This is a genomic window from Sanguibacter biliveldensis (assembly GCF_033798665.1).
Lineage (GTDB): Bacteria > Actinomycetota > Actinomycetes > Actinomycetales > Cellulomonadaceae > Sanguibacter > Sanguibacter inulinus.
The window spans coordinates 2,628,027-2,650,902 of the sequence record NZ_CP138359.1; the positions used below are offsets into that span (position 1 = coordinate 2,628,027).

At 70.2% G+C, this 22,876-nt stretch carries 19 protein-coding genes and 1 pseudogene; 2 read left to right on the forward strand and 18 right to left on the reverse strand.

What is annotated here, in order from left to right; translation table 11 throughout:
* Positions 1-76 precede the first annotated feature (76 nt).
* The 4 genes from infB to SANBI_RS11505 are packed head-to-tail and all read right to left on the reverse strand — an operon-like array spanning position 77 to position 5,090.
* Positions 77-2,950, reverse strand: a complete 2,874-nt coding sequence (gene infB / locus SANBI_RS11490; RefSeq protein WP_319155130.1) for a translation initiation factor IF-2 — start codon at positions 2,948-2,950, stop codon at positions 77-79.
* Positions 2,951-3,006: 56 nt separating this feature from the next.
* Positions 3,007-3,450 (reverse strand): YlxR family protein, encoded by a 444-nt coding sequence (locus tag SANBI_RS11495; protein WP_319155132.1) that lies wholly within the window; start codon positions 3,448-3,450, stop codon positions 3,007-3,009.
* 10 nt (positions 3,451-3,460) lie between these two features.
* The gene (gene nusA, locus SANBI_RS11500) at positions 3,461-4,543 is read right to left on the reverse strand and encodes a transcription termination factor NusA (RefSeq protein WP_319155136.1); all 1,083 of its coding nucleotides are present in this window, start codon (positions 4,541-4,543) and stop codon (positions 3,461-3,463) included.
* Position 4,544: 1 nt separating this feature from the next.
* Positions 4,545-5,090: a ribosome maturation factor RimP gene (locus SANBI_RS11505; RefSeq protein WP_319155138.1), complete on the reverse strand. Its 546-nt coding sequence runs from the start codon at positions 5,088-5,090 to the stop codon at positions 4,545-4,547.
* A gap of 211 nt (positions 5,091-5,301) precedes the next feature.
* Between SANBI_RS11505 and SANBI_RS11510 the strand changes: the two genes are divergently transcribed.
* Positions 5,302-6,564 carry a ferritin-like domain-containing protein gene (locus SANBI_RS11510; protein WP_319155140.1) on the forward strand — a complete coding sequence of 421 codons (1,263 nt, stop codon included), beginning with the start codon at positions 5,302-5,304 and terminating at the stop codon, positions 6,562-6,564.
* A gap of 227 nt (positions 6,565-6,791) precedes the next feature.
* On the opposite strand, the gene SANBI_RS11515 is transcribed toward SANBI_RS11510, so the two are convergent.
* The 12 genes from SANBI_RS11515 to rpsB all read right to left on the reverse strand — a co-directional run bounded on the left by SANBI_RS11515 (position 6,792) and on the right by rpsB (position 19,645).
* Complete coding sequence (locus SANBI_RS11515; RefSeq protein WP_056130039.1) at positions 6,792-8,567, reverse strand: proline--tRNA ligase; 1,776 nt, start codon at positions 8,565-8,567, stop codon at positions 6,792-6,794.
* A gap of 88 nt (positions 8,568-8,655) precedes the next feature.
* Positions 8,656-9,531: a GNAT family N-acetyltransferase gene (locus tag SANBI_RS11520; protein WP_319161287.1), complete on the reverse strand. Its 876-nt coding sequence runs from the start codon at positions 9,529-9,531 to the stop codon at positions 8,656-8,658.
* Positions 9,532-9,599: 68 nt separating this feature from the next.
* On the reverse strand, positions 9,600-10,733 hold the full coding sequence (gene ispG / locus SANBI_RS11525; RefSeq protein WP_319155143.1) for a flavodoxin-dependent (E)-4-hydroxy-3-methylbut-2-enyl-diphosphate synthase: 1,134 nt from the start codon (positions 10,731-10,733) through the stop codon (positions 9,600-9,602).
* Positions 10,734-10,839: 106 nt separating this feature from the next.
* A complete protein-coding gene (locus SANBI_RS11530) occupies positions 10,840-12,156 on the reverse strand; it encodes a M50 family metallopeptidase (protein WP_179912921.1) in 1,317 nt (438 codons plus the stop codon).
* A gap of 214 nt (positions 12,157-12,370) precedes the next feature.
* On the reverse strand, positions 12,371-13,564 hold the full coding sequence (gene dxr / locus SANBI_RS11535; protein WP_319155145.1) for a 1-deoxy-D-xylulose-5-phosphate reductoisomerase: 1,194 nt from the start codon (positions 13,562-13,564) through the stop codon (positions 12,371-12,373).
* Positions 13,554-14,105 (reverse strand): DivIVA domain-containing protein, encoded by a 552-nt coding sequence (locus tag SANBI_RS11540; RefSeq protein ID WP_319155147.1) that lies wholly within the window; start codon positions 14,103-14,105, stop codon positions 13,554-13,556. Before SANBI_RS11540 ends, dxr begins: the two co-directional genes overlap by 11 nt.
* The gene (gene rlmN, locus SANBI_RS11545; RefSeq protein ID WP_319161290.1) at positions 14,102-15,196 is read right to left on the reverse strand and encodes a dual-specificity RNA methyltransferase RlmN; all 1,095 of its coding nucleotides are present in this window, start codon (positions 15,194-15,196) and stop codon (positions 14,102-14,104) included. The genes SANBI_RS11540 and rlmN overlap by 4 nt, the downstream gene beginning before the upstream one ends.
* Before the next feature lie 266 nt (positions 15,197-15,462).
* Complete coding sequence (locus SANBI_RS11550) at positions 15,463-16,317, reverse strand: phosphatidate cytidylyltransferase (protein WP_056130020.1); 855 nt, start codon at positions 16,315-16,317, stop codon at positions 15,463-15,465.
* Positions 16,317-16,874, reverse strand: a complete 558-nt coding sequence (gene frr / locus SANBI_RS11555) for a ribosome recycling factor (protein ID WP_056130017.1) — start codon at positions 16,872-16,874, stop codon at positions 16,317-16,319. The genes SANBI_RS11550 and frr overlap by 1 nt, the downstream gene beginning before the upstream one ends.
* A 73-nt stretch (positions 16,875-16,947) precedes the next feature.
* Entirely contained in the window at positions 16,948-17,724 is a 777-nt protein-coding gene (gene pyrH, locus SANBI_RS11560; RefSeq protein ID WP_156382683.1) for a UMP kinase, read from the reverse strand.
* A gap of 79 nt (positions 17,725-17,803) precedes the next feature.
* Positions 17,804-18,643 carry a translation elongation factor Ts gene (tsf, locus tag SANBI_RS11565; RefSeq protein ID WP_056130011.1) on the reverse strand — a complete coding sequence of 280 codons (840 nt, stop codon included), beginning with the start codon at positions 18,641-18,643 and terminating at the stop codon, positions 17,804-17,806.
* Between the two features lie 87 nt (positions 18,644-18,730).
* On the reverse strand, positions 18,731-19,645 hold the full coding sequence (rpsB, locus tag SANBI_RS11570) for a 30S ribosomal protein S2 (protein ID WP_319155152.1): 915 nt from the start codon (positions 19,643-19,645) through the stop codon (positions 18,731-18,733).
* Between the two features lie 614 nt (positions 19,646-20,259).
* Between rpsB and SANBI_RS11575 the strand changes: the two are divergent.
* Positions 20,260-20,646, forward strand: a pseudogene (locus tag SANBI_RS11575) (M23 family metallopeptidase); the annotation flags it as partial.
* A gap of 63 nt (positions 20,647-20,709) precedes the next feature.
* Here the strand turns inward: SANBI_RS11575 and SANBI_RS11580 are convergent.
* Positions 20,710-21,783, reverse strand: coding sequence for a FliA/WhiG family RNA polymerase sigma factor (locus SANBI_RS11580; RefSeq protein ID WP_319155154.1), 1,074 nt, complete (start codon positions 21,781-21,783; stop codon positions 20,710-20,712).
* Entirely contained in the window at positions 21,780-22,712 is a 933-nt protein-coding gene (locus tag SANBI_RS11585; RefSeq protein WP_319155156.1) for a tyrosine recombinase XerC, read from the reverse strand. Before SANBI_RS11585 ends, SANBI_RS11580 begins: the two co-directional genes overlap by 4 nt.
* Positions 22,713-22,876: the final 164 nt, after the last annotated feature.

Here is a 22,876-nt window from a genome sequence, read left to right on the forward strand (position 1 = left end):
ACTGCTGGTGAGATGAAGATGCCGGTCCCGCCGCCGCACCACGAGGGCGCGACGGCGGGACCGGCAGGGTGAGGCCTTACGAGCGCGGCTTCTCGCGCATCTCGAAGGTCTCGATGACGTCGTCCACGCGCAGGTCGTTGAAGGACCCGAGGCCGATACCGCACTCGTAGCCCTCGCGGACCTCGGTGGCGTCGTCCTTGAAGCGCTTGAGCGACTCGACCGAGAGGTTGTCCTCGATGACGGTCCCACCGCGGAGCACGCGCGCCTTGGTGTTGCGTCGGATCGTGCCGGAGCGGACGAGGCAACCCGCGATGTTCCCGAACTTGGAAGAACGGAAGATCTCGCGGACCTCGGCGGTGCCGAGCTGAGCCTCTTCGTACTCGGGCTTGAGCATGCCCTTGAGCGCTGCCTCGACGTCGTCGATCGCCTGGTAGATGACGGAGTAGAACTTGATGTCCACTCCCTCACGGTCGGCGAGCTCGGCCACGCGCTCACCGGTCTTCACGTTGAAGCCGATGATGACGGCGTTGTCGACCGTCGCGAGGTTGACGTCGTTCTGCGTGATCGCACCGACACCGCGGTGGATGACGCGCAGGTCGACCTCGTCACCAACGTCGATCTTGAGCAGAGCGTCCTCGAGCGCCTCGACGGCACCGGAGACGTCACCCTTGAGGACCAGGTTGAGGGTCTCGACCTTGCCCTGCTGGAGCGCCTGCGTGAAGTCCTCGAGGCTGATGCGCTTGCGACGCTTGGCCAGGAGGGCTGCGCGCTCGGCTGCCTCACGCTTCTCGGCGATCTGACGAGCCGTGCGGTCGTCCGGAGCCACGAGGAACGTGTCACCGGCGCGGGGCACCGAGGTCAGACCGAGGACCATGACCGGACGTGCCGGCGTGGCTGCCTCGACGGGCTCGCCGTGCTCGTCGAACATCGCACGGACGCGGCCGTAGGCCGTCCCGGCGACGATCGAGTCGCCGACGTGCAGCGTCCCCGACTGGACGAGGACCGTCGCGACGGCTCCGCGGCCCTTGTCGAGGTTGGCCTCGATCGCGACACCGCGTGCGTCCTTGTCCGGGTTGGCCCGGAGGTCGAGCGCAGCGTCGGCCGTGAGGATGACGGCGTCGAGCAGGTCGTCGATGTGCAGACCCTCGCGGGCTGACACGTTGACGAACATGGTGTCGCCGCCGTACTCCTCAGCCACGAGGTTGTACTCGGTGAGCTGCTGGCGGATCTTGTCGGGGTTGGCCGACTCCTTGTCGATCTTGTTGACCGCGACCACGATCGGCACACCGGCGGCCTGGGCGTGGTTGAGCGCCTCGACCGTCTGCGGCATGACGCCGTCGTCGGCTGCGACCACGAGGATCGCGATGTCGGTCACCTGGGCACCACGAGCACGCATGGCGGTGAACGCCTCGTGACCCGGTGTGTCGATGAAGGTGAGCGCGCGGTCGACGCCCTCGTGCTCGTGGTGGACCTGGTAGGCACCGATGTGCTGGGTGATGCCACCGGCCTCGCCCGAGACGACGTCCGTCTTGCGGATGGCGTCGAGGAGGCGCGTCTTACCGTGGTCGACGTGACCCATGACGGTCACGACGGGCGGACGGGCCTCGAGCTCGTCGTCGCCCTCGGCGTCCAGCTCGGCGTCGAGGTCGATGTCGAAGCCGCCGAGCAGCTCGCGGTCCTCTTCCTCGGCCGAGACCATCTCGATGACGTAGCCGAGCTCCGCGGCGAGGGACCCGAAGGTGTCCTCGTCGAGGGACTGCGTCGCCGTGGCCATCTCACCGAGGTGGAACAGCACGGTGACGAGGCTGGCCGGGTTGGCGTCGATCTTGTCGGCGAAGTCGTTGAGGGACGAGCCGTGACGCAGACGGACGACGGTGCTGCCGTTCCCGCGAGGGACCTGCACACCACCGAGCGACGGAGCCTGCATCTGCTCGAACTCTTGACGCTTCGCGCGCTTCGACTTCCGCCCACGGACGGGACGACCACCGGCGCGGCCGAAGGCACCCTGGGTGCTGCCGCGACCGGCACCACCGGGACGGCCGCCACCACCGGGACGACCTGCGAAGCCACCGGGTGCTCCACCCGGAGCGCCGCCGGGACCACCGGTGCCACCACCGGGACGACCCTGGTACCCACCGCGGGCACCACCAGGTGCGCCACCGGGACGGCCACCGCCGCCGCCGGCACGCTCGCCGGGACGACCCACGGCCGCGCTGCGGCCGGGCATCATGCCCGGGTTCGGGCGCGGTGCGCCGGGGCGAGGCGCGGGGGGACGAGGTCCGCCCGAGCGCTCACCGGTGTTCGCGGCCGGGGCCGACGGGTTGACGTTCTCCGTGCGCTCTGTGCGCTCGGGACGCTGTCCGGGCCGGGGCATGCCCTGGCTCGTCGCGAAGGGGTTGTTCCCCGGGCGCGGCGTGCCGGAACGCGGCTTGTCAGAACGCGGCATCCCCTGGCTCGTCGCGAAGGGGTTGTTGCCGGGACGGGGCGTACCGGGACGCGGGGCGGGCGTGCCGCTCTGCGCAGCCGGGCGCGGGGTCTCCGACGGAGCCGGGGCGGCAGGCTTCTCCGCCGCTGCAGCGGGGGCTGCAGGCTTCTCGGCTGCCGGGGCAGCAGGAGCCGCCGGGGCGGGCGTCGGGGCCGGAGCCGGGACGGGTGCCGAGGGTGCTGCGGGCGCAGCAGCAGCGGGGGCCTGCTCGGCCGGTGCGCTCGGGGCGGGCGCGGCCGGAGCCGGCTTGCCGGGGCGCGGGCCGGACGGCTTGCTCGCCGCAGGCTTCGCTGCGCCGTCCTGCTGCTGCGCCGGGAAGGCGTCGCGCAGCTTGCGAACCACGGGGGGTTCGATGGTCGATGACGCTGAACGGACGAACTCACCGAGCTCGGTGAGCTTCGTCATGATGGTCTTGCTCTCCACCCCGAGCTCTTTTGCGAGCTCGTAGACGCGGACCTTAGCCACAACTCTCCTGTCTTGGTCCACCCAAGGCAGGGAGGACCGTCGTTAGTGCTGGGAACTCATCGCTGAGTACTCATCGGGTGCCCATCGGCTTCTAACCCGCTTCCTTGTCGACGTGTCGTGCTCGCGGAGGACAGGGGTCCTGCCGCGATGGTCAAGCCGTTGATGGTGATGTCGTGCGGGACGCGAAGTGCACGCTGGAACGCCTTCCGGGCGATCGCTCGCTCGGCGCACCCGGCATCGTCGTGCAGCCAGGCACCGCGTCCAGGTCGTACCTGCCGGGGGTCTGCGACCACGCCAGGGCTGGCGCCGTCCTCGTCTCCTCGGCTCATCACGAACCGGATCATCTGCGACTGGGTATCTCGCTGCCGGCAACCGACGCACGTACGCACCGGTCCGACGGGCTCCGAACCGAGGTTCTGGGGCTCAGCAGACCGAGAAGGTACACGCGAGGAGGCCGGGCGGGGTGACCCAGACCTGTCCAGTCTAGCGTGCTGTCCCACGTCTGCTGACCTACCGGGCGTCCGGAGCCTGCGCCGGGGCCTCGTCTGCGCCGCCGCCGTCGGACCGGATGTCGATGCGCCAGCCCGTGAGCTTGGCGGCGAGACGGGCGTTCTGCCCCTCCTTGCCGATCGCGAGCGAGAGCTGGAAGTCCGGGACGATCACACGGGCAGCACGAGCGTCTGCGTCGACGACAGTCACCGAGATCACAGTCGCCGGCGACAGCGCGCTGGCCACGAAGGCCGCAGGGTCGTCGTTCCAGTCGACGATGTCGATCTTCTCGTCGTGGAGCTCGGCCATCACGGCGCGCACGCGCGAGCCCATCGGGCCGATGCACGCGCCCTTGGCGTTGAGTCCGGAGACACGGGCACGCACGGCCATCTTGGTGCGGTGACCGGCCTCGCGGGCGATCGCGACGATCTCGACGGAGCCGTCGGCGACCTCGGGAACCTCCATCTCGAAGAGCTTGCGCACGAGGTTGGGGTGCGTGCGGCTCAGCGAGATCTGCGGGCCCTTCATGCCGCGCGACACGTCGAGGACGTAGGAGCGCAGACGCTCGCCGTGGACGTACTTCTCGGTCGGCACCTGCTCGTGCGCACCGAGGATCGCCTCGGTGCCGCCGACGTCCACGAGGACGACGCGTGGGTCACGGCCCTGCTGGATGATGCCCGAGACGAGCTCGCCCTCCTTGTCGCGGAACTGGCCGAGCACCTGGTCGTCCTCGGCGTCGCGCAGGCGCTGCATGATCACCTGGCGGGCCGTCGAGGTCGCGATGCGGCCGAAGTCGGACGGTGTGTCGTCGAACTCGGGGCCGAGCGTGCGGACGATCCGCGTCGTGGGCTCGGCCTCGTCGCTGTCGTCGTCCTCGTCGAGGTCGTCGCGCGGCGCGACGGGCTCTTCGGTCTCGATGTCCTCACGTGCCCAGACGGTCACGTGACCTGACTTCCGGTCGATCTCGACCCGCGCGGTGCGCTGCGCGCCCGGGGTCCGCTGGTACGCCAGCGCCAGCGCCTGCTCGATCGCGGAGACCAGCACGTCGAGGCTGATCTCCCGCTCGCGCTCGAGGAGGCGCAGCGCGCTCATGTCGATGTCCATCTCAACCCTCACCATCTGTGCGGTCGGTGTCTTCCGAACCGTCGAAGTCTTCGAAGTCGCTCTCGTCGACGGCCGCTGCCCGCTTGAGCTCGACCTCGACCTGCCCGCTGCGCACGGCCGCGAACGGCACCTCGTGCGCGGCGCCGTCGGCGGCCTCGAACACGAGGACCTCGCCCTCGACGGCGGTGAGCCGCTCGGTGAACGACTCCCCCTCGACGAGGTCGACGGCGACGAGGCGGGTGCGTGCGCGCTTGAAGTGGCGCAGCTCGGTCAGCGGTCGGCTCGTGCCGGGGGACGTCACCTCGAGCGTGAACTTGCCGGGGAGCGCAGGAAGGGTGTCGAGCGTGTCAGAGATGACCCGCGAGACCTCGGCGACCTGGTCGAGCCCGAGGGCTCCGGTCTGGTCTTCCGTGAGGTCCAGGACCACCCTGACGACGGTGCGCGCGCCCGCGGGCGCGACCTGCACGTCTTCGAGGACGAGGCCTGCGCTCTCGACTCCTGGTCGGACCGCGTCCGCCATCTGCTCAGCGATCGGCGATGCTGCCATGTCTTCACTCCCTGTCGGCTCCACAGCCCACCAGGCATGGATCAGACCGGTGTGCTGTTGTTCTCAGGGCAAGCGTACCGAGTCCGTCGGCGGGTACCGGACGGCGGCAGCGGCTCGCGCGCCGACAGGCCCTCCCCGGTGGCCGACGGACAGCATGACGGGCGGCAGGGCGGACCGGTGGTCTGCGGCGGTCGTGGCATCATCAGGGGCGATGAACACCGCCGCAGAGCCCCAGTCCTCGCCCGTCTGCGGCGCGCCGTCCGCGCACCGACGGCCGGCCCAGCCCCGCCCCGAGCACCAGCGCCGCCAGACCAGCCAGGGCCGGTGGTCCGCGGCGACCGTGATGATCAGCACAGTCCTCGCGCTCGTCACGATCACCGGCTGCGGCATCCGCCTCGAGTCCGCGGCGCCGCAGGCGCTGGTCCCCGACTCCGACGAGATCTCGCGGCAGGCTGCGGTCGCCGACGCGCTCCTCGTCCAGGAGGAGGCCGGTGCGACGCTCACGACGGTCGAGGAGGGCTCCCCCGTCGCCGTGGTGCTCACCGACATCGAGCTGCTCGCGGGCGAGCACGTCGAGGCCCTGGGCGGGGAGTACGTCTCCGGTCTCGGCGACGAGCCGACCGACGCCGCCACGGCCGTGCCGCAGGACTCGACCGACGGGCAGACCGAGCTCCCACCGGAGTCCGTGACCGACGACCAGGGCACGATCGACCCCTCGATCGCCGCGAGCCCTGCAGAGACCGACGGCACCGCCGGTACCGACGCCACCGAGGGCACTGACCCTGGAGACGGAGCGCCCGCCGACGGGAGCACGACAGAGCCCCCGTCCGTCGAGCGACTCGTGCTGCTGCTGACCCAGTCCGCCGACAGGTCGCGGGCCGCTCTCGGCACGCCGAAGGACCCAGCACTCGCCAGGCTCTTCGCGTCGGTCGCGGCAGCCCACCTCGACCAGGCTCGCACTCTCGCAGCCACCGCCGGCATCGAGGTGCCCGCGACCGAGTCCTTCACGACAGTGATGCCCTCGACGCTCCCGAAGAACCTCGTAGCGGCCGACCTCTCCACTCTCGTCCAGGCCGAGGACTCGGCGGGCTTCGCCTACGAGGCGATCGCCGCGCGCCTGACCGCGGACGACCGTGCGACCGCGCGCAGCCGCGCCGCTGTGCACCGTGCCCGGGCGCAGGCCTGGGCCGAGCTGGCATCCCTCGACGCCACGGCCACGGACCCTCGCGCCGTCGCCTACGACCTCCCCGACGCGGCCGACGGCAGCCCGGCCCTGACGAGCCGGGAGACCATGGCCGCGCTCGCCGCGACCATGGAGTCGTCGCTCGCCAACTCCTACGGGACCTTCGTGGGGCAGGTGGACGCCGAGGCGCGGGCGTCGATGCTCGACCTCCTGGTGGACTCCCACACTGCCGCCAGGGCCTGGGGAGCACCTGCGGTCGCCTTCCCCGGGATGCCCGAGCTCGCAGGCTGAAGGAGCCGCAGGTCGCCGGAGGGAACTCCGGTGCCACGCACGACAGAGAACGCGCTGCAAGGCCACGCACGAGAGCGAAGGCACCTCAGTCCCGAGAGCGAAGCACTTCGATCCACCCACGAGAGCGGACGCACCGCGAGGGCCACGCGCGAGAGGCCGGCCATGTCGTCGCGACATGACCGGCCTCTCGTGTGCTCAGGCTCGTGGGAGTGCAGCCCTCAGGCTGGTCAGAGTGCCTCGACCATCGCGATGATGCGCTCGGGCGCCTCGGCGACCGGCACGGAGACGGCCTCGCCGCCGACGCGCGGACGGACCTCGACGACACCGTCGGCCAGCCCGCGGCCCACGACCACGACGAGCGGGACACCCAAGAGCTCGGCGTCGGCGAACTTCACACCGGGAGAGACCTTGGGTCGGTCGTCGTAGAGCACCTCGACACGCTGCGCGGACAGGGCCTGGGCGATGGTCTCGGCGGCCTCGAAGACTGCCGGGTCCTTGCCTGTCGCGACGACGTGCACGTGCGCCGGAGCCACGTGAGCGGGCCAGGCGAGGCCCTTCTCGTCGTGGTTCGCCTCGGCCAGCGCGGCGAGGGCGCGCGTGACGCCGATGCCGTAGGAGCCCATCGTCACGGTGACCTGCTTGCCGTTGACGTCGAGGACCTTGAGGCCGAGCGCGTCGGCGTACTTGCGGCCGAGCTGGAAGATGTGACCGATCTCGATACCGCGGGCGAGCTCGAGCGGACCCGAGCCGTCCGGTGCGGGGTCGCCGGCCTTGACCTCGGCGCACTCGATGGTGCCGTCGGCGACGAAGTCGCGACCGGCGACGAGGTCGAAGACGTGCTTGCCCTGCTCGTTCGCCCCGGTGATCCAGCTCGAGCCCGTGACGACCCGCGGGTCGACGAGATAGCGGATCGCGGTGTCGTCGCCCGTGTGGGCGCGACCGAGGACCTGCGGACCGATGTAGCCCTTGACGAGCACAGGGTTCTTGGCGAAGTCGCCGTCACCGGCGGGCTCGGCCTCGGCCGGGGCGAGCGCGGCCTCGAGACGCTTGAGGTCGACCTCGCGGTCGCCGGGGAGACCGACGACGAGGAGCTCACGGGTCCCGTCCGGGTGGACGACCGAGAGCACCACGTTCTTCAGGGTGTCCGCGGCGGTCCACTCGCGCCCGTCGGCACGCGGGTGCTCGGCGTTGGCGAGCGCGACGAGAGACTCGATGGTCGGGGTGTCGGGGGTCGCCTCGACGTGGGCCGCCGGGGCTCCGGTCGCGTCGATCTCGGCGGGGGCTGTCGTCGTGACGGCCTCGACGTTGGCCGCGTACCCTCCGGGCGAGCGGACGAAGGTGTCTTCGCCGATCGCTGTCGGGTGCAGGAACTCTTCGCTGCGCGAGCCGCCCATGGCGCCCGACGTGGCGGCGACGATGACGTACTCGAGACCCAGACGCGTGAAGATGCGCTCGTAGGCACCACGCTGGGCGAGGTAGGACGCCTCGAGGCCCGCGTCGTCGATGTCGAAGGAGTAGGCGTCCTTCATGACGAACTCGCGACCACGGATCAGACCCGCGCGGGGGCGAGCCTCGTCGCGGTACTTGGTCTGGACCTGGAACAGCGTGACCGGGAGGTCCTTGTACGAGGAGTACAGGTCCTTGACGAGGAGCGTAAACATCTCTTCGTGGGTGGGGGCCAGCAGGTAGTCGTTGTCGCGACGGTCCTTGAGACGGAAGAGGTTGGGTCCGTACTCGGTCCAGCGGTTCGTCGCCTCGTAGGGCTCGCGCGGCAGCAGCGCCGGGAAGTGCACCTCCTGGGCGCCGACGGCCTGCATCTCCTCACGGACCACGGCCTCGACCTTCGCCAGGACGCGCAGCCCGAGCGGCAGCCAGGTGTAGATGCCTGGCGCGGCACGGCGGATGTAGCCAGCGCGCACGAGCAGGCGGTGGCTGGCGACCTCGGCGTCAGCCGGGTCCTCACGGAGGGTACGGACGAACAGGTTCGACAGGCGGAGCAGCATGCCACGAGCCTAGTGCGTGGACGCGACAGGTCTGAACATCTTTCTCGGCCCTGTGGACGGTCCCCCGTCCAGCCCGTCTGGTGACGGGCTAGAACAGCACGGTCGCGTAGGTGCCGACCTGCTCGAAGCCGACGCGGCGGTACGTGGCGAGGGCGCGCTCGTTGAAGCTGTTGACGTAGAGCGACACCAGCCGCGCGGAGTCGGCGAGAGTCTCCTGGACCACGGCAGCCATCCCCGGGGCCGCCCGGCCGGTACCGCGGTCGAGAGGGTCGACCCAGACGCCCTGGATCTGCGCGACGTCACGGGTCAGCGCACCGATCTCGGCCTTGAAGACGATCCGCCCGTCGGGCTCTGCGGTCCGCGAGAGGAACGAGCGACGCTCGGCGACGAGCATCGAGACGCGCTCTTCGTAGGCGCGTCCGGAGTAGGTCATGGGCGAGTAGCCGACCTCTTCCTCGAACATCCGCACGCAGGCTGGCAGGAGGTCGGGGAGGTCCGCCGCGACAGACCTGCGGACGTCGGGGTCAGGCTCGACGAGCGGTCGGCCCTGGATCACCATGGACGGCTGCTCCGTCCGCACCGACCGCGCCGGGCCCCAGTGGTCCTCGAGACGCCGCCACAGGCCGAGAGCCGCGACGGCTGGCCCGACGATCGAGGAGCAGCGGCGGCCCTGGGCGCGGGCCTGCGCGGCGAAGGCGTCCAGCACCTCGGCGCTCGGTTCGGGGACCACCGGGACGAGGTTCGCCCCCGACCAGCAGGCTGCCGTGATCGGGCCCTCGGCCGGGAACCCCCACGCCCTGCCTCCTGTCCGCGCGAGCCCGCTGACCAGAGCGGTCTCGACCCGTGTCGCCGCCAGGACGGAGGCGACGGGGTCGACGGCGCAGAGCGCCGCGAGCTCGGGGAGGTCGCCGTCGCCGAGCTCGCGGACGAGCGGGAGACCCGGAGCAGGTCGGTGAGTCCTCACAGCTGTCAACGCGACCTCCTCCGGGCCGGGCCGCGCGCGTCGCGCGTCCCCGGGCTTCGTGCTGGGTGTCAGCCGACCGAGACCACCGGGGCGCCGCCCTCGGCGGGACGCTCCATGGTCTCGGCGATCCGCATGGCCTCTTCGATGAGGGTCTCGACGATCAGCGCCTCGGGGACGGTCTTGACGACCTCTCCCTTGACGAAGATCTGGCCCTTGCCGTTGCCCGAGGCGACACCGAGGTCGGCCTCGCGGGCCTCGCCGGGTCCGTTGACGACGCAGCCCATGACCGCGACGCGGAGCGGGACCTCCATGCCCTCGAGGCCGGCGGTCACCTTCTCGGCGAGCGTGTAGACGTCGACCTGCGCGCGACCGCACGACGGGCACGAGACGATCTCGAGCTTGCGGGGACGCAGGTTGAGGGACTGCAGGATCTGGATCCCGACCTTGACCTCTTCGACCGGCGGTGCGGAGAGAGAGACACGGATCGTGTCGCCGATCCCCTGCGAGAGCAGCGCGCCGAAGGCCGTCGCGGACTTGATGGTGCCCTGGAACGCCGGGCCGGCCTCGGTGACGCCGAGGTGCAGCGGCCAGTCGCCAGCCTGCGAGAGCAGCTCGTAGGCACGCACCATCACGACGGGGTCGTTGTGCTTGACCGAGATCTTGAAGTCGTGGAAGTCGTGCTCCTCGAAGAGCGACGCCTCCCACATGGCCGACTCGACGAGCGCCTCGGGCGTCGCCTTGCCGTACTTGGCCATGATGCGGGGGTCGAGCGACCCGGCGTTGACGCCGATGCGGATCGAGACGCCCGCGTCGCGTGCCGCGTTCGCGATCTGCTTGACCTGGTCGTCGAACTTGCGGATGTTCCCCGGGTTCACACGGACCGCCGCGCACCCGGCGTCGATCGCCGCGTAGACGTACTTCGGCTGGAAGTGGATGTCGGCGATCACGGGGATCTGCGACTTCTTCGCGATGGCCGGGAGGGCGAGCGCGTCGTCCTGGCTCGGCACGGCGACACGGACGATGTCGCAGCCCGACGCTGTCAGCTCGGCGATCTGCTGAAGGGTCGCGTTGATGTCTGTCGTCGGCGTGGTGCACATGGACTGGACGCTCACCGGGGCGTCGCCCCCGACGTCAACCTTGCCCACCTTGATCTTGCGGGTGGGTCGTCGCTGAGCGAGGACGGGCGGAGGCGCTTCTGGCATACCAAGGCTGATCGGGAGGCTCACCTCCTCAGTATCCCCCGTCGCGACCGTCCAGGACACCCGGGCGACGGATGTTCGTCCGATATCACACGGTCGTACGAACACCTCACATGAGCTGGACGGGCCTGACGATGTCGACGTACGCGATGATCGCGCCCATCGCCGCCATGACGACGAAGACGCCGTAGGCGAGGGGCATCATGCGGGCGGTGTCTGCAGGCGCGGGACGAGGCCTCCCGCGAACCTTGGCGACCTGTCGTCGGGCTCCCTCGTAGAGCGCGCCGACGACGTGACCGCCGTCGAGGGGCAGCAGCGGGACGAGGTTGAAGGCGAAGAGCGCGATGTTGAGCCCGGCGACCATCATCAGCAGGTCGGCCGTGCGCAGCGCCGTATCGTAGCCGTCGATCTGGGCCGAGGCGATCTCGCCCGCAAAACGCCCCACGCCGACAGGGCCGACGACCGAGGTCGGGTCGCGCTCCTCGAGACCGAGAGCCACCTGGGCGATGTCGACCATCCGCGCCGGCAGCGTGACGATCACCTGGGCGGTCTGCACGAGCCTGTCGGCCAGCATCCCCGGGACCACGGTGACCGACTCGGGCTGGAGGCCCTGCGTCGGGCCGATCCCCAGGAACCCGACGCTGCGCGTCTGCGGCTCGCCGTCGCTGCCGAGGACCGGGGCTCCCGACTCGTCGAGCACTGGACGGTCTGCGACGACGGGGGTCACGACGGACTCGACACGCTGGCCGTCACGCTCGACCACCACGTCGGTCGGGGTGCCTCCTGCCGCGCTGATGAGCGCGGCGAGCTCGTCCCAGTCTGTCGTGGCCTGCCCGCCGAACTCGACGATCGTGTCACCGGGGAGCAGGCCTGCTGCGGCGGCGGGGGCGAGCTCGGAGCCTTCTGTGCACTCTGCGTCGCTCGGGGCCCCGACGGGCAGCACGCACTGCGAGACCGAGGCGAGGGTGGTGGTCGGCCCGAAGGTGCCGAAGCCGACGACCACGGCCGTGAAGAGCACGGCGGCGATCACGAGGTTCATGAAGGGGCCGCCGAGCATGACGACCAGCTTCTTGGGAGCCGAGAGGTTGTAGAAGGCGCGGTGCTCCTCCCCCGGCACGATCTCCTCGGTGCTCGCGTCGCGGGCGGACTGGATCAGCTCGGCGATGCGTCCTGTCTTGCGCTCGGCCCGCGGGTCTCCCGGCGGGTACATGCCGACGAGCCTGACGTAGCCGCCCAGCGGGATGGCCTTGAGGCCGTACTCGGTCTCCCCCCGGGTCCGCGACCACAGCGTCGGACCGAAGCCGACCATGTACTGGCTGACCCTGACGCCGAACTTCTTGGCCGGCACCATGTGACCGACCTCGTGCAGGGCGATCGAGACGAGCAGCCCGCCGAGGATGACGAGCACGCCCACGAGGTAGGACATCTGGACTCCTGACGGATCGGCGCTGTGCTGTAGGTGCGGCGCGGTGACGCGGTGCTGCGGACGCTGCGCTCGTGGAAGGGTACCGCGCGCACCGTCGCGGTCTCGGTGCGGCATGCGTGGCCCGGTCGCCATGATCACCCGGGCACCTGGGAGCGGCCTGCACGTCGACTGCCGACCCGGTACGACCGCGCTCCGTCCTGGCTTCGTCGGACGATCAGCGTTCCGCGAGGACCTCGCGTGCGCGGCCGCGCGCCCACGCCTCGGCCGACAGGACGTCGTCGAGGGAGAGCTCACCCCCGTCGGCCTGGTGCTCGCCGACCACACGCTCGACGGTCTCGACGATCTCGAGGAAGCCGATGCGACCGCCGAGGAAGGCCGCGACGCACTCCTCGTTCGCAGCGTTGAACACCGCGGGGTGCGTCGCTCCAGCAGCAGCCACCTGGCGGGCGAGCCGGACAGCACCGAAGAGCGTCTCGTCGAGCGGCTCGAAGGTCCACGCGACAGGGCTCGACCAGTCGCAGGGTGTCGCGACGTCGTCGAGGCGCTCGGGCCAGCTGAGGCCCAGGGCGATCGGCAGACGCATGTCGGGCGGGGAGGCCTGCGCGATGGTCGATCCGTCGCGGAACTCGACCATCGAGTGCACGACAGACTGCGGGTGGACGACCACCGTGATGTCCTCGACGGCGACGTCGAAGAGCAGGTGGGCCTCGATGAGCTCGAGCCCCTTGTTCATGAGCGTCGCCGAGTTGATCGTGACGACGGGTCCCATCGACCACGTCGGGTGCGCGAGCGCCTGGTCGACCGAGACCGCCTTGACGTCGTCCCGGTGCCACCCGCGGAAGGGTCCGCCGGAGGCCGTGAGGATCAGCCTGCGGACCTCGTGGTGGGAGCCGGAGCGCAGGCTCTGGGCCATCGCCGAGTGCTCGGAGTCCACAGGGACGATCTGGTCGGGACGCACCCGTGCGGCGCGGACCAGCGGACCCCCCACGACGAGGGACTCCTTGTTCGCCAGCGCCAGGGTCGAGCCGGACCGCAGCGCGGCAAGCGTCGGACCGAGGCCGACAGAGCCGGTGATGCCGTTGAGCACGACGTCGGCTCCCGCGCCGGCCACGGTCGAGGCAGCCTCGGGGCCGGAGAGGATCTCGACCTGCGAGGCACTGCCGGGCCGACCGGCCGACAACCGGTCCAGGTGCTCGCGGACCGCAGGCACCGCTCCCTCGTCAGAGACGGCGACGACCTCGACACCGAGGTCGAGAGCCTGCTGGGCGAGCAGCGCGGGCTGTCCTCCCCCGGCTGTCAGCGCCGTGACGCGGTACCTGTCGCGGTGCCGCGAGATGACGTCGACGGCCTGCGTGCCGATCGAGCCTGTCGACCCGAGGAGGGCGACGGTGCGCACGTCACTCGACACCGAGCAGCACCTCGACAGCACGAGAGAAGAAGGCGTCGACGGGGGCCTCGGCGTAGCCGCGCTTGCCGGTGCGGCGGCGGAACCTGGCGCGGCGGATCTCGTCGGCCGTGATCGGCTCCGTCTTGTCGAAGTACTCGACGAGACGGTCGCAGAGCTCGTCGACGTCGTCGCGGTCGTAGGCGGGCTCACCCCGTCGGGCAGGCTCGAAGCGCTCGCCGTCCGGGCGCCCGAGACGGCCGTAGAGCGACCTGGCACTCTCGGCCAGGTCTTCCATCCAGCCGGCCGACCCGCGGGTCACCAGGACCTCCTGGCGCGCCCGGGCGACGAAGGCGCTCTCGAGCCTGTCGAGGGCGGCGTCGACCTCGTCCGTGTCGTAGCCGCCGCATGCCAGGTCAAAACCTGCAGACCGGATCTCGCGGCTGGTGAGGTCCTCGTCGCTCTCGCCCTCGTAGACGGCACGGGCGTGGTCGAAGAACTCGTCGACGTCCTCCTGCTCGTAGCCGAGCTTGAACCGAGAGACCGTCGAGAACATCTTCGTCATGCTGACTCCTCCGCTGCGAGCTGCCCGCAGGCGCCGTCGATGTCACTTCCCCGGGTGTCGCGGATGGTGGTCGGGATGCCGTGGCCGCGCAGGCGCGCGACGAACTCGTCCTCGACGTCCTGGTCGCTCGCGGTCCAGATCGAGCCGGGGGTCGGGTTGAGCGGGATCGGGTTGACGTGCACCCAGCCCTGGCCGCGGGCCGTGAGCTTCTCGCCGAGCAGGTCGGCGCGCCACGCGTGGTCGTTCATGTCCTTGATGAGCGCGTACTCGATGCTCACGCGGCGGCCCGTCGCGTCGAAGTAACCACGTGCGGCGTCGAGGACCTCGTCGACGGACCAGCGGGTGTTGATCGGGACGAGGTCGCTGCGGAGCTCGTCGTCGGGAGCGTGCAGCGACAGCGCGAGGGTGACGGGGATGCCCTCCTTCGCGAGCTTGTTCATCGCGGGCACCAGGCCGACCGTCGAGACCGTGATGTTGCGCGCCGACATGCCGAGACCGTCCGGGGCGGGGGCGACGGCCTGACGGACGGTGCCGATGACAGCCTTGTAGTTCGCGAGCGGCTCACCCATCCCCATGAACACGAGGTTGTTCAGGCGGGTCGGGCCACCGGGGATCTCGCCGTCGGCGAGCGACTTGGCGGCCTGACGGATCTGCTCGACGATCTCGGCCGTCGAGAGGTTGCGGGTCAGTCCGAGCTGGCCCGTCGCGCAGAACGGGCAGGCCATGCCGCAGCCCGCCTGGCTCGACACGCACAGCGTGGTGCGGCTCGTGTACCGCATGAGCACAGACTCGACCTTGACCTGGTCGTAGAGGTGCCACAAGGTCTTGACGGTCGTGCCGCCGTCGGCCTCCATCGTGCGGACCTTGGTCAGCAGCGGCGGGAACAGCGCGTCGGTGAGGACGTCACGGCTCCCGGCCGGCAGGTCGGTCATGTCCTGGGGGTCGGCCGTGAGGTGCGAGAAGTAGTGCGTCGCGAGCTGCTTGGCGCGGAACGGCTTCTCGCCGAGCTCGGTCACGGCAGCGACGCGCTCCTCGGGCGAGAGGTCGGCGAAGTGGCGCGGGGGCTTCCCGCGGCGGGGCGGCGCGGCCATCTGGAGCGTCAGCGGGGTCTTGAGGCCAGCCTGCTGGGCTGCGCTCAGTCCGGTCGGGCGCTCGGTGGTTGAGCGTTGAACAGCCATGGTCACAGATCCAGTCGGTTGGTGATGAGTGGTGCGGTCGTGCAGGTGGTGCTGCAGTGCAGGTCGTGCGTGTGCGGGTGGTGCGGTCGTGCGGGTGCTGCTGCCGTGCCGGTCGTGCGGAGGTACGGCGCGAGCGCCACGTCCAGTCTGCCGTGGTTCCGGCAGGCCGTCACCTGTCGTCAGGCGGCGAGCTCAGGCCCGACGGAGAGCAGCAGGTAGACGAAGGGGGCCGTGAGGAGCATCGAGTCGAGCCTGTCGAGCACTCCCCCGTGCCCCGGGAGCAGCGAACCCATGTCCTTCAATTCTAGGTCGCGCTTGATCATCGACTCGGCGAGGTCTCCGAGCGTCGCGGTCAGCGGTGTCAGCAGACCGAGCGCGAGACCGATGACGGGGTTGTGGTCGAGCAGCAGCACCGCACCCACGAGACCGACCGCCATCGCGAGGACGAAGGAGCCTGCGAGCCCTTCCCAGCTCTTCTTGGGACTGACCGACGGCGCCAACGGGTGCTTTCCGAAGAGCACACCCGCCACGAAGCCGCCCACGTCGTTGGCCACGGCCAGCAGGATGAACACGAGCACCTGCCAGTGCCCGTCGTCCGCTGCGAGCATGAGCATGACGAAGCCGCCCATGAGCGGGAGGTAGGTCGCTGCGAAGATCCCCGCAGCCGCGTCCCGCACGGCCCCGGTCCCCCCGCCGTCGACCACGCGCCACACGACCAGACCCGCCGCCGTGAGGACGAACGAGACCATGAGGGCCTCGGACCCCGCCCTGTAGGTCGAGACGAGCATCCCGGCAGACCCGACCCACAGCGGGAGCAGCGGGATGTGGATCCCGCGGCGTCCGAAGGCGTGCGAGAGCTCCCAGAGCGCTGCGCCGATCGCGACCAGCGCGAAGACGATGAAGACCTCTTTGCGGATGAACAGCGACCCGAAGACGACGAGGAGCAGGCCGACGCCGACTCCGATCGCGACCGGGAGGTTGCGACCTGTGCGAGGTGCTCGCACGACGGCGTCGGAGAGTGGAGAGTCGACCATCAGACTTCGAGCAGCTCAGCTTCCTTGGAGGCGAGGAGCGCGTCGACGATGTCGACGTGACGCTTGGTGATCGCCTCGAGCTCCTTCTCCGCGCGCACGCCCTCGTCCTCGCCCGCGTCGCCGTCCTTGACGAGCTTGTCGAGCGTGTCCTTGGCCTTGCGACGGACCGCGCGCACCGAGACGCGGGCATCTTCTGCCTGGGTCTTGGCGAGCTTGACGTACTCCTTGCGACGCTCGGCCGTCAGGACCGGGAGGACGATCCGGATGACGTTGCCGTCGTTGCTCGGGTTGACGCCGAGGTCGGAGTCGCGCAACGCGCGCTCGATGGCCGGCAGCGCCGTCTTGTCGAAGGGCACCACGAGGATGGTGCGCGCCTCAGGGGTGTTGAAGGACGCGAGCTGCTGGAGCGGCGTCTGGGCGCCGTAGTACTCGACGGTGATCCGCGAGAACATCGCGGAGTTCGCGCGCCCCGTCCGGATGCTCGCGAAGCCGTTCTTGGCGACCTCGATCGCCTTGTCCATCTTGTCCTCAGCCTCGAGGAGGGTGTCGTCGATCACCGGTACTCCTTCATCACGATCTCGGCGCCACGCTCACCGCATGGCAGGGCTCTGTGCACAGGTCGGCAGGCTCTCAGCCTGCGGTGACCAGCGTGCCGATCTTCTCACCCAGCAGCGCGCGGGTGACGTTTCCGGGCTCGTCCATGCCGAACACCCGCATGTGCACGTCGTTGTCGCGGCACAGGCTCAGGGCCGTGGCGTCCATGACGGCGAGGTCGTTGACGAGCGCGTCGGTGTAGGTCAGGGAGTCGAGCTTGACCGCGTCGGGGTCCTTGCGCGGGTCGGCGGAGTAGACGCCGTCGACGCCGTTCTTGCCCATGAGGACCTCGTGGCAGTGCGTCTCGAGGGCCCGCTGGGCTGCGACGGTGTCGGTCGAGAAGTAGGGCATGCCCGCGCCGGCGCCGAAGATCACGACGCGACCCTTCTCGAGGTGCCGGATGGCGCGCAGCGGGATGTACGGCTCGGCGACCTGACCCATCGCGATGGCGGTCTGCACGCGCGTGCTCACCCCGGCCTGCTCGAGGAAGTCCTGGAGGGCGAGGCAGTTCATGACGGTGCCGAGCATGCCCATGTAGTCGGCACGCGAGCGGTCGAGACCCTGCTGCGAGAGCTCGGCGCCTCGGAAGAAGTTCCCGCCGCCGACCACGATCGCGACCTGGACGCCCTCGGCGACAGCGTCGGCGATCTCTGCGGCGACCCTGCGGACGACCGCGGACGCGAGCCCGATCTGGCCACCGCCGAAGGCTTCGCCCGAGAGCTTGAGGAGGACCCTGCGAGCTCCGCCGGTGCCCGTCCTGGGGTCGTGGCTGCCGTGGTAGTCGGTCGAGGCGTTCGTCACTTCTGTTCCCATCGTCAGGTCACTTCTCCCACCGTGTGCGCGATGCCCGGCCCGCGAGGTCGCGGGCCGGGCATCGGCGTCGTTCAGTCGATCAGGAGCCGACGCGGAAGCGCACGAACGCCGTCGCGGTGCCGCCGACCTCTTCGAGGGTCTTCGCGACCGACTTCTTCGGGTCCTTGGCAAGGGGCTGGTCCAGGAGGACGACGTCCTTGAAGAACCCGCCGAGGCGGCCTTCGATGATCTTCGGCAGAGCAGCCTCGGGCTTGCCCTCGTTGCGCGAGGTCTCCTCGGCGATACGACGCTCGTTGGCGACGGTCTCGGCGGGGACGTCCTCACGGCTGAGGAAGCTCGGCGCGATCGCGGCGATGTGCTGCGCGATGTCCTTGCCCACGACAGCCCCGGCCTCGTCGGTGCCGACGAGGACACCGATCGACGGAGGGAGGTCCTTGCTCGTGCGGTGCAGGTAGCTGGTCACCTTGGGAGCGGAGACGCGAGCGACGCGGCGCAGCACGATCTTCTCTCCGAGGGTCGCAGCGGTCGACGCGACGAGCTCGGCGACGGTCTCGCCGTCGACGTCGGCGGCCAGGGCGGCCTCGACGTCGGTGGCACCCGACGCGGCGACGGCCGCGAGGACGCGGTCGGCCAGCGCGATGAACGCGTCGGACTTCGCGACGAAGTCGGTCTCGGAGTTGAGCTCGACGACGGTGCCGACCTCTCCACCGTCGGTGGGCTCGACGACCAGGGCGACGAGGCCCTCGGACGTGGCGTTGCCCTCACGCTTCGAGACGCCCTTGAGCCCCTTGATGCGGATGATCTCGAGAGCCTTCTCGGCGTTGCCGTCAGCCTCGTCGAGCGCCTTCTTGACGTCGAGCATGCCTGCACCTGTGCGCTCGCGGAGCGCCTTGATGTCAGCGGCGGTGTAGTTCGCCATAAGTTGTGTCCTTCGGGTCTAGGAGCTGGATCAGGGTGCGGGTGGACGGCCGGGACGAGCCCGGCCGTCCACCCGGGACGCTGTCTACTACTTGGACTCTGCCTCGGCGGCCGGGGCCTCGACCTCGGCAGCAGCCTCGGCGGCGGGCGCCTCAGCAGCAGGTGCCTCGGCGACGGGCGCCTCAGCAGCGGGGGCCTCGGCGGCCGGAGCCTCGGTCGCGGCAGCGTCCTTGGACGCACCCTCGAGGAGCTCGCGCTCCCAGGCGGCGAGAGGCTCGGCCTCGGTCGCCTCGGCGCCACCGGACTTGCCGGCGTGACGGGCGATGAGGCCCTCGGCGACGGCGTCGGCGATGACTCGCGTCAGCAGCGCGACGGCGCGGATGGCGTCGTCGTTGCCCGGGATCTTGTAGTCCACGACGTCGGGGTCGCAGTTGGTGTCGAGGATCGCGACGATCGGGATGTGCAGCTTGCGCGCCTCGTCGACCGCGAGGTGCTCCTTGTTGGTGTCCACGATCCACACGGCGGAGGGGATCTTCGCCATGTCGCGGATGCCGCCGAGGGTGCGGGCGAGCTTGTCGCGCTCACGACGCATGATGAGCAGCTCCTTCTTGGTGAAGGCGCTCCCTGCGACGTCGTCGAAGTCGACCTGCTCGAGCTCCTTGAGGCGCTGCAGACGCTTGTTGACCGTCTGGAAGTTGGTGAGCATGCCACCGAGCCAGCGGTGGTTCACGTAGGGCATGCCGACACGAGCAGCCTGCTCGGCGACGGGCTCCTGCGCCTGCTTCTTGGTGCCGACGAAGAGGATCGACCCACCGTGGGCGACCGTCTCCTTGACGAACTCGTAGGCGCGGTCGATGTACGACAGCGACTGCTGGAGGTCGACGATGTAGATGCCGTTGCGCTCCGTGAAGATGAAACGCTTCATCTTCGGGTTCCAACGACGGGTCTGGTGTCCGAAGTGGACACCGCTCTCGAGGAGCTGGCGCATGGTCACGACGGCCATGGCACTTCCTTTCGGCACGACCGGGATCATCCCAGCGTCGTGCACAGTCTTCTGCGGCACGAGGCCGCGTTCCGGTTGTCGGCGAGCACCCCGGTGGGTGACGCCCCTAGCACCTCAGACCTGGGCACCGGGTTCTCCCCGGACCGCGCCCACGTCTGGCGACCGGCGGGGCCGGTCGGTCAGGTGCGTGAAGTCGATCTCCGGCTCGTCCGGCTCTGCGCGGTCCGTCGTACCTCGGTGCGGGTCCTCTCAGACCAGCGTCCCGGGCCACGACGGCTACCTGCAGGCAGCACGAACACGGCGGTCGCACCGTGAAGTCTACCGGACATCCACCCTGTGGAGGGCCACGGTCGTCCACCGCTCCCCTGACGGGTATGGCCCGCCGGGGACAGGTCCAGCACCCTCGACGCATGACACGAACTCGCACCACCGCGCTCGAACGCTCGAGACGTGCGCGGATCGCCAGGACCGTCGCGCTCGTCCTCGTCCTCGTCTGCGCCAGCGCCAGCGCCCAAGCACCGTCATCGGCCGCGGCGGCCTCAGGTGCGTCAGGTGCGTCAGGTGCGTCGTCATCTGGCGCGACCCCGGCGGGCAGCGAGCCCGCGTCGCCCGACATGGTCCTGCCGGTAGGGACCGTGCCTCCAGGCCCGGTCGACCGGGCCGCTCTCGTGTCGTCAGGTCTCCTCGTCTCCGACGTCGACCTGCCCGACGCACCGTGGGAGGCCGGGCACCGCGGCGTCGACCTCGCTGCCGCCTCTGGGGCGACGGTCGTGGCCCCAGCCGCCGGTGTGGTCACCTTCGCGGGGGTCGTGGTCAGCAGGCCTCTGGTGGTCGTGACGCACCCAGGCGGTCTGCGGTCCACGCTCGAGCCGGTCGACCCCAGCCTCGCTGTCGGCACCTCGGTCACCGCAGGAGAGCCCGTGGGGACTGTCGGCGACGGGGCGTCGTCGCACTGCGCACCTGCGTCGTGCCTGCACTGGGGCGTGCGGCGCGGCGACGTCTACCTCGACCCGCTGGTCCTGCTGGGAGTCGTCGAGCCGGTGGTCCTGCTCCCCGTCAGGGGCTCAGGCCCCCTCGCTGCGGGACAGCTTCTCCCGCAGCCTGCCCATCGCGGCGGTGTGCATCTGCGAGATGCGCGACTCGGTCACACCGAGGACCTTGCCGATCTCGGCGAGGGTCATGCCCTCGTAGTAGTAGAGGACGAGCATGATCTTCTCGCGCTCGCCGAGCTGGTCCATCGCCTGCGAGAGCAGGAACTTCGTCTCCTTGGACTCGAAGGACCGGGCCGGGTCCGTGGCGCGCGAACCCTGGGCGACGTCCAGGTGCCCGACGGGCTCGAGCTGCTCGCTGGCCCCGAACACCTCGTCGAGCGCGACGAGGTTCACCGTCGAGACGAGGTGGCGGATCGACCGGAGCTCGCTCGCCGGGATCTGCATGTGCTCGGCGATCTCGGTGTCGGTCGGCGCCCTGTGCAGCGTCCCCTCGAGCTCCGCGTGGGCGCGGTCGACAGCGCGCGCCTTGGAGCGGACAGAACGCGGGACCCAGTCGGAGGCACGGAGCTCGTCGAGGATCGCGCCCCGGATGCGAGACGTGGCGTAGGTCTCGAACTTGATCTCGCGGTCGAGCTCGAACTTCTCGATCGCATCGATCAGCCCGAACATCCCGTAGGAGACGAGATCTGCGTGCTCCACGGTGCTCGGGAGCTTCATCCCGACGCGGGACGCGACCGAGGTCACGAGCGGGGCGTAGTGGAGGATCAGCTGCTCACGGAGCATCGCGTCGGCGCAGCTCTTGTACCGCTGCCAGACCCCGGCGATCTCGCGAGCGGCTGCTGACGCGGCAGCGGTCGCGGCATCGACGGCGACGCTGGACGCGACGACCACGGTCCGGCGGGCGTCCCTGTCGAGACGCTCGTGGAGCATGCCAGACCGCGCGGGTCGTGAGGACGTGTCATGGGTGGGTTCAGCAGCACGAGCGAGGACGGACACCTGAGCAGCGGTGTCGACGGCGTCGGAGACGGCCGTGGTGGAGCTGTCGCGCGAGGTCGGCTCCGCGAGCAGCGTCGCGCCCTGGGGCGAGACGTGCTCGTCGAGCGTGACAGGGCTCGGTGCGGTCATGAGGTTCTCTGCTTCGATCATGCGCGAGGGTGCGCCAGCTGGTAGGACGACCTGAGACGTTCGGCCGAGACGTGCGTGTAGCGCTGCGTGGTCGAGAGGGTCGAGTGCCCGAGGACCTCCTGGACGGTCCTGAGGTCAGAACCACCGTGCAGCAGATGAGTGGCAGCGCTGTGGCGCAGGTCGTGAGGCGCGACGTCGTCGACGGCCGCAAGAGCCGCGAGCCTGTGGACAGCCTCACGGATCTGCCGCTGGCCCCAGCGCTGGCCCCGCTGACCGAGGAAGACCGCCGTGGCACCGCTCCCACCAGCGAGGGCGGGGCGCCCGTCCTGCAGCCACGACCGCAGAGCATCTGCCGCAGGGACACCGAAGGGGACGACGCGCTCGCGGTCGCCCTTGCCGATCACCCGGAGCGAACGCGCATCGAGGTCGATGTCCTGGAGGTCGAGAGAGACGAGCTCTCCGACACGGGCCCCGGTGGCGTAGAGCAGCTCGACGCAGGCCCAGGCCCGAAGATCGGCTGGGCTGCCGTCGACGGCGAGCTCACGGGCGGTCTCCATGAGCGTGGCGGCTCCGGTGACTGCGAGCACCGTCGGCAGCGAACGGGCGACCTTCGGGCTGCCCAGCCGCACGGAGGGATCTGCGCCGACGCGGCCGGTGCGCTCGGCCCAGGCGTAGAACGACCTGACGGCCGCACCACGACGAGCCACCGTCGACCGTGACAGGCTCCGCCCAGCCATCTGCGCCAGCCAGCCACGCAGCGTCGCGAGGTCGACGCCTGCGAGGCCTTCGGCCCCTGACTCCTGCGCGAAGGTCGAGAGCTGTGCGACGTCAGAGAGGTAGGCGCGGACAGTGTGGTCGGACAGGCCCCGCTGAGAGGTCAGGTGTGCGGCGAAGTCCTCGAGGACGCTGTCGTCGTCGAGGCTCGGTGCTCCGCCGGCGCTCTGCTGCATGGGCAATACGGTGGACTGTCCAGGCGTCGCGTTCAAGGACCCACACGGATGGAGTTTGAGACGGCAGTCACCATTCCTTGGAAAACCGAGGAAATCAGACGCCGGTCGTGGTGCGGCCAGAGCAACTTCACCCTGCTCGCATCGCTTACCATGCGGTCGGTCCA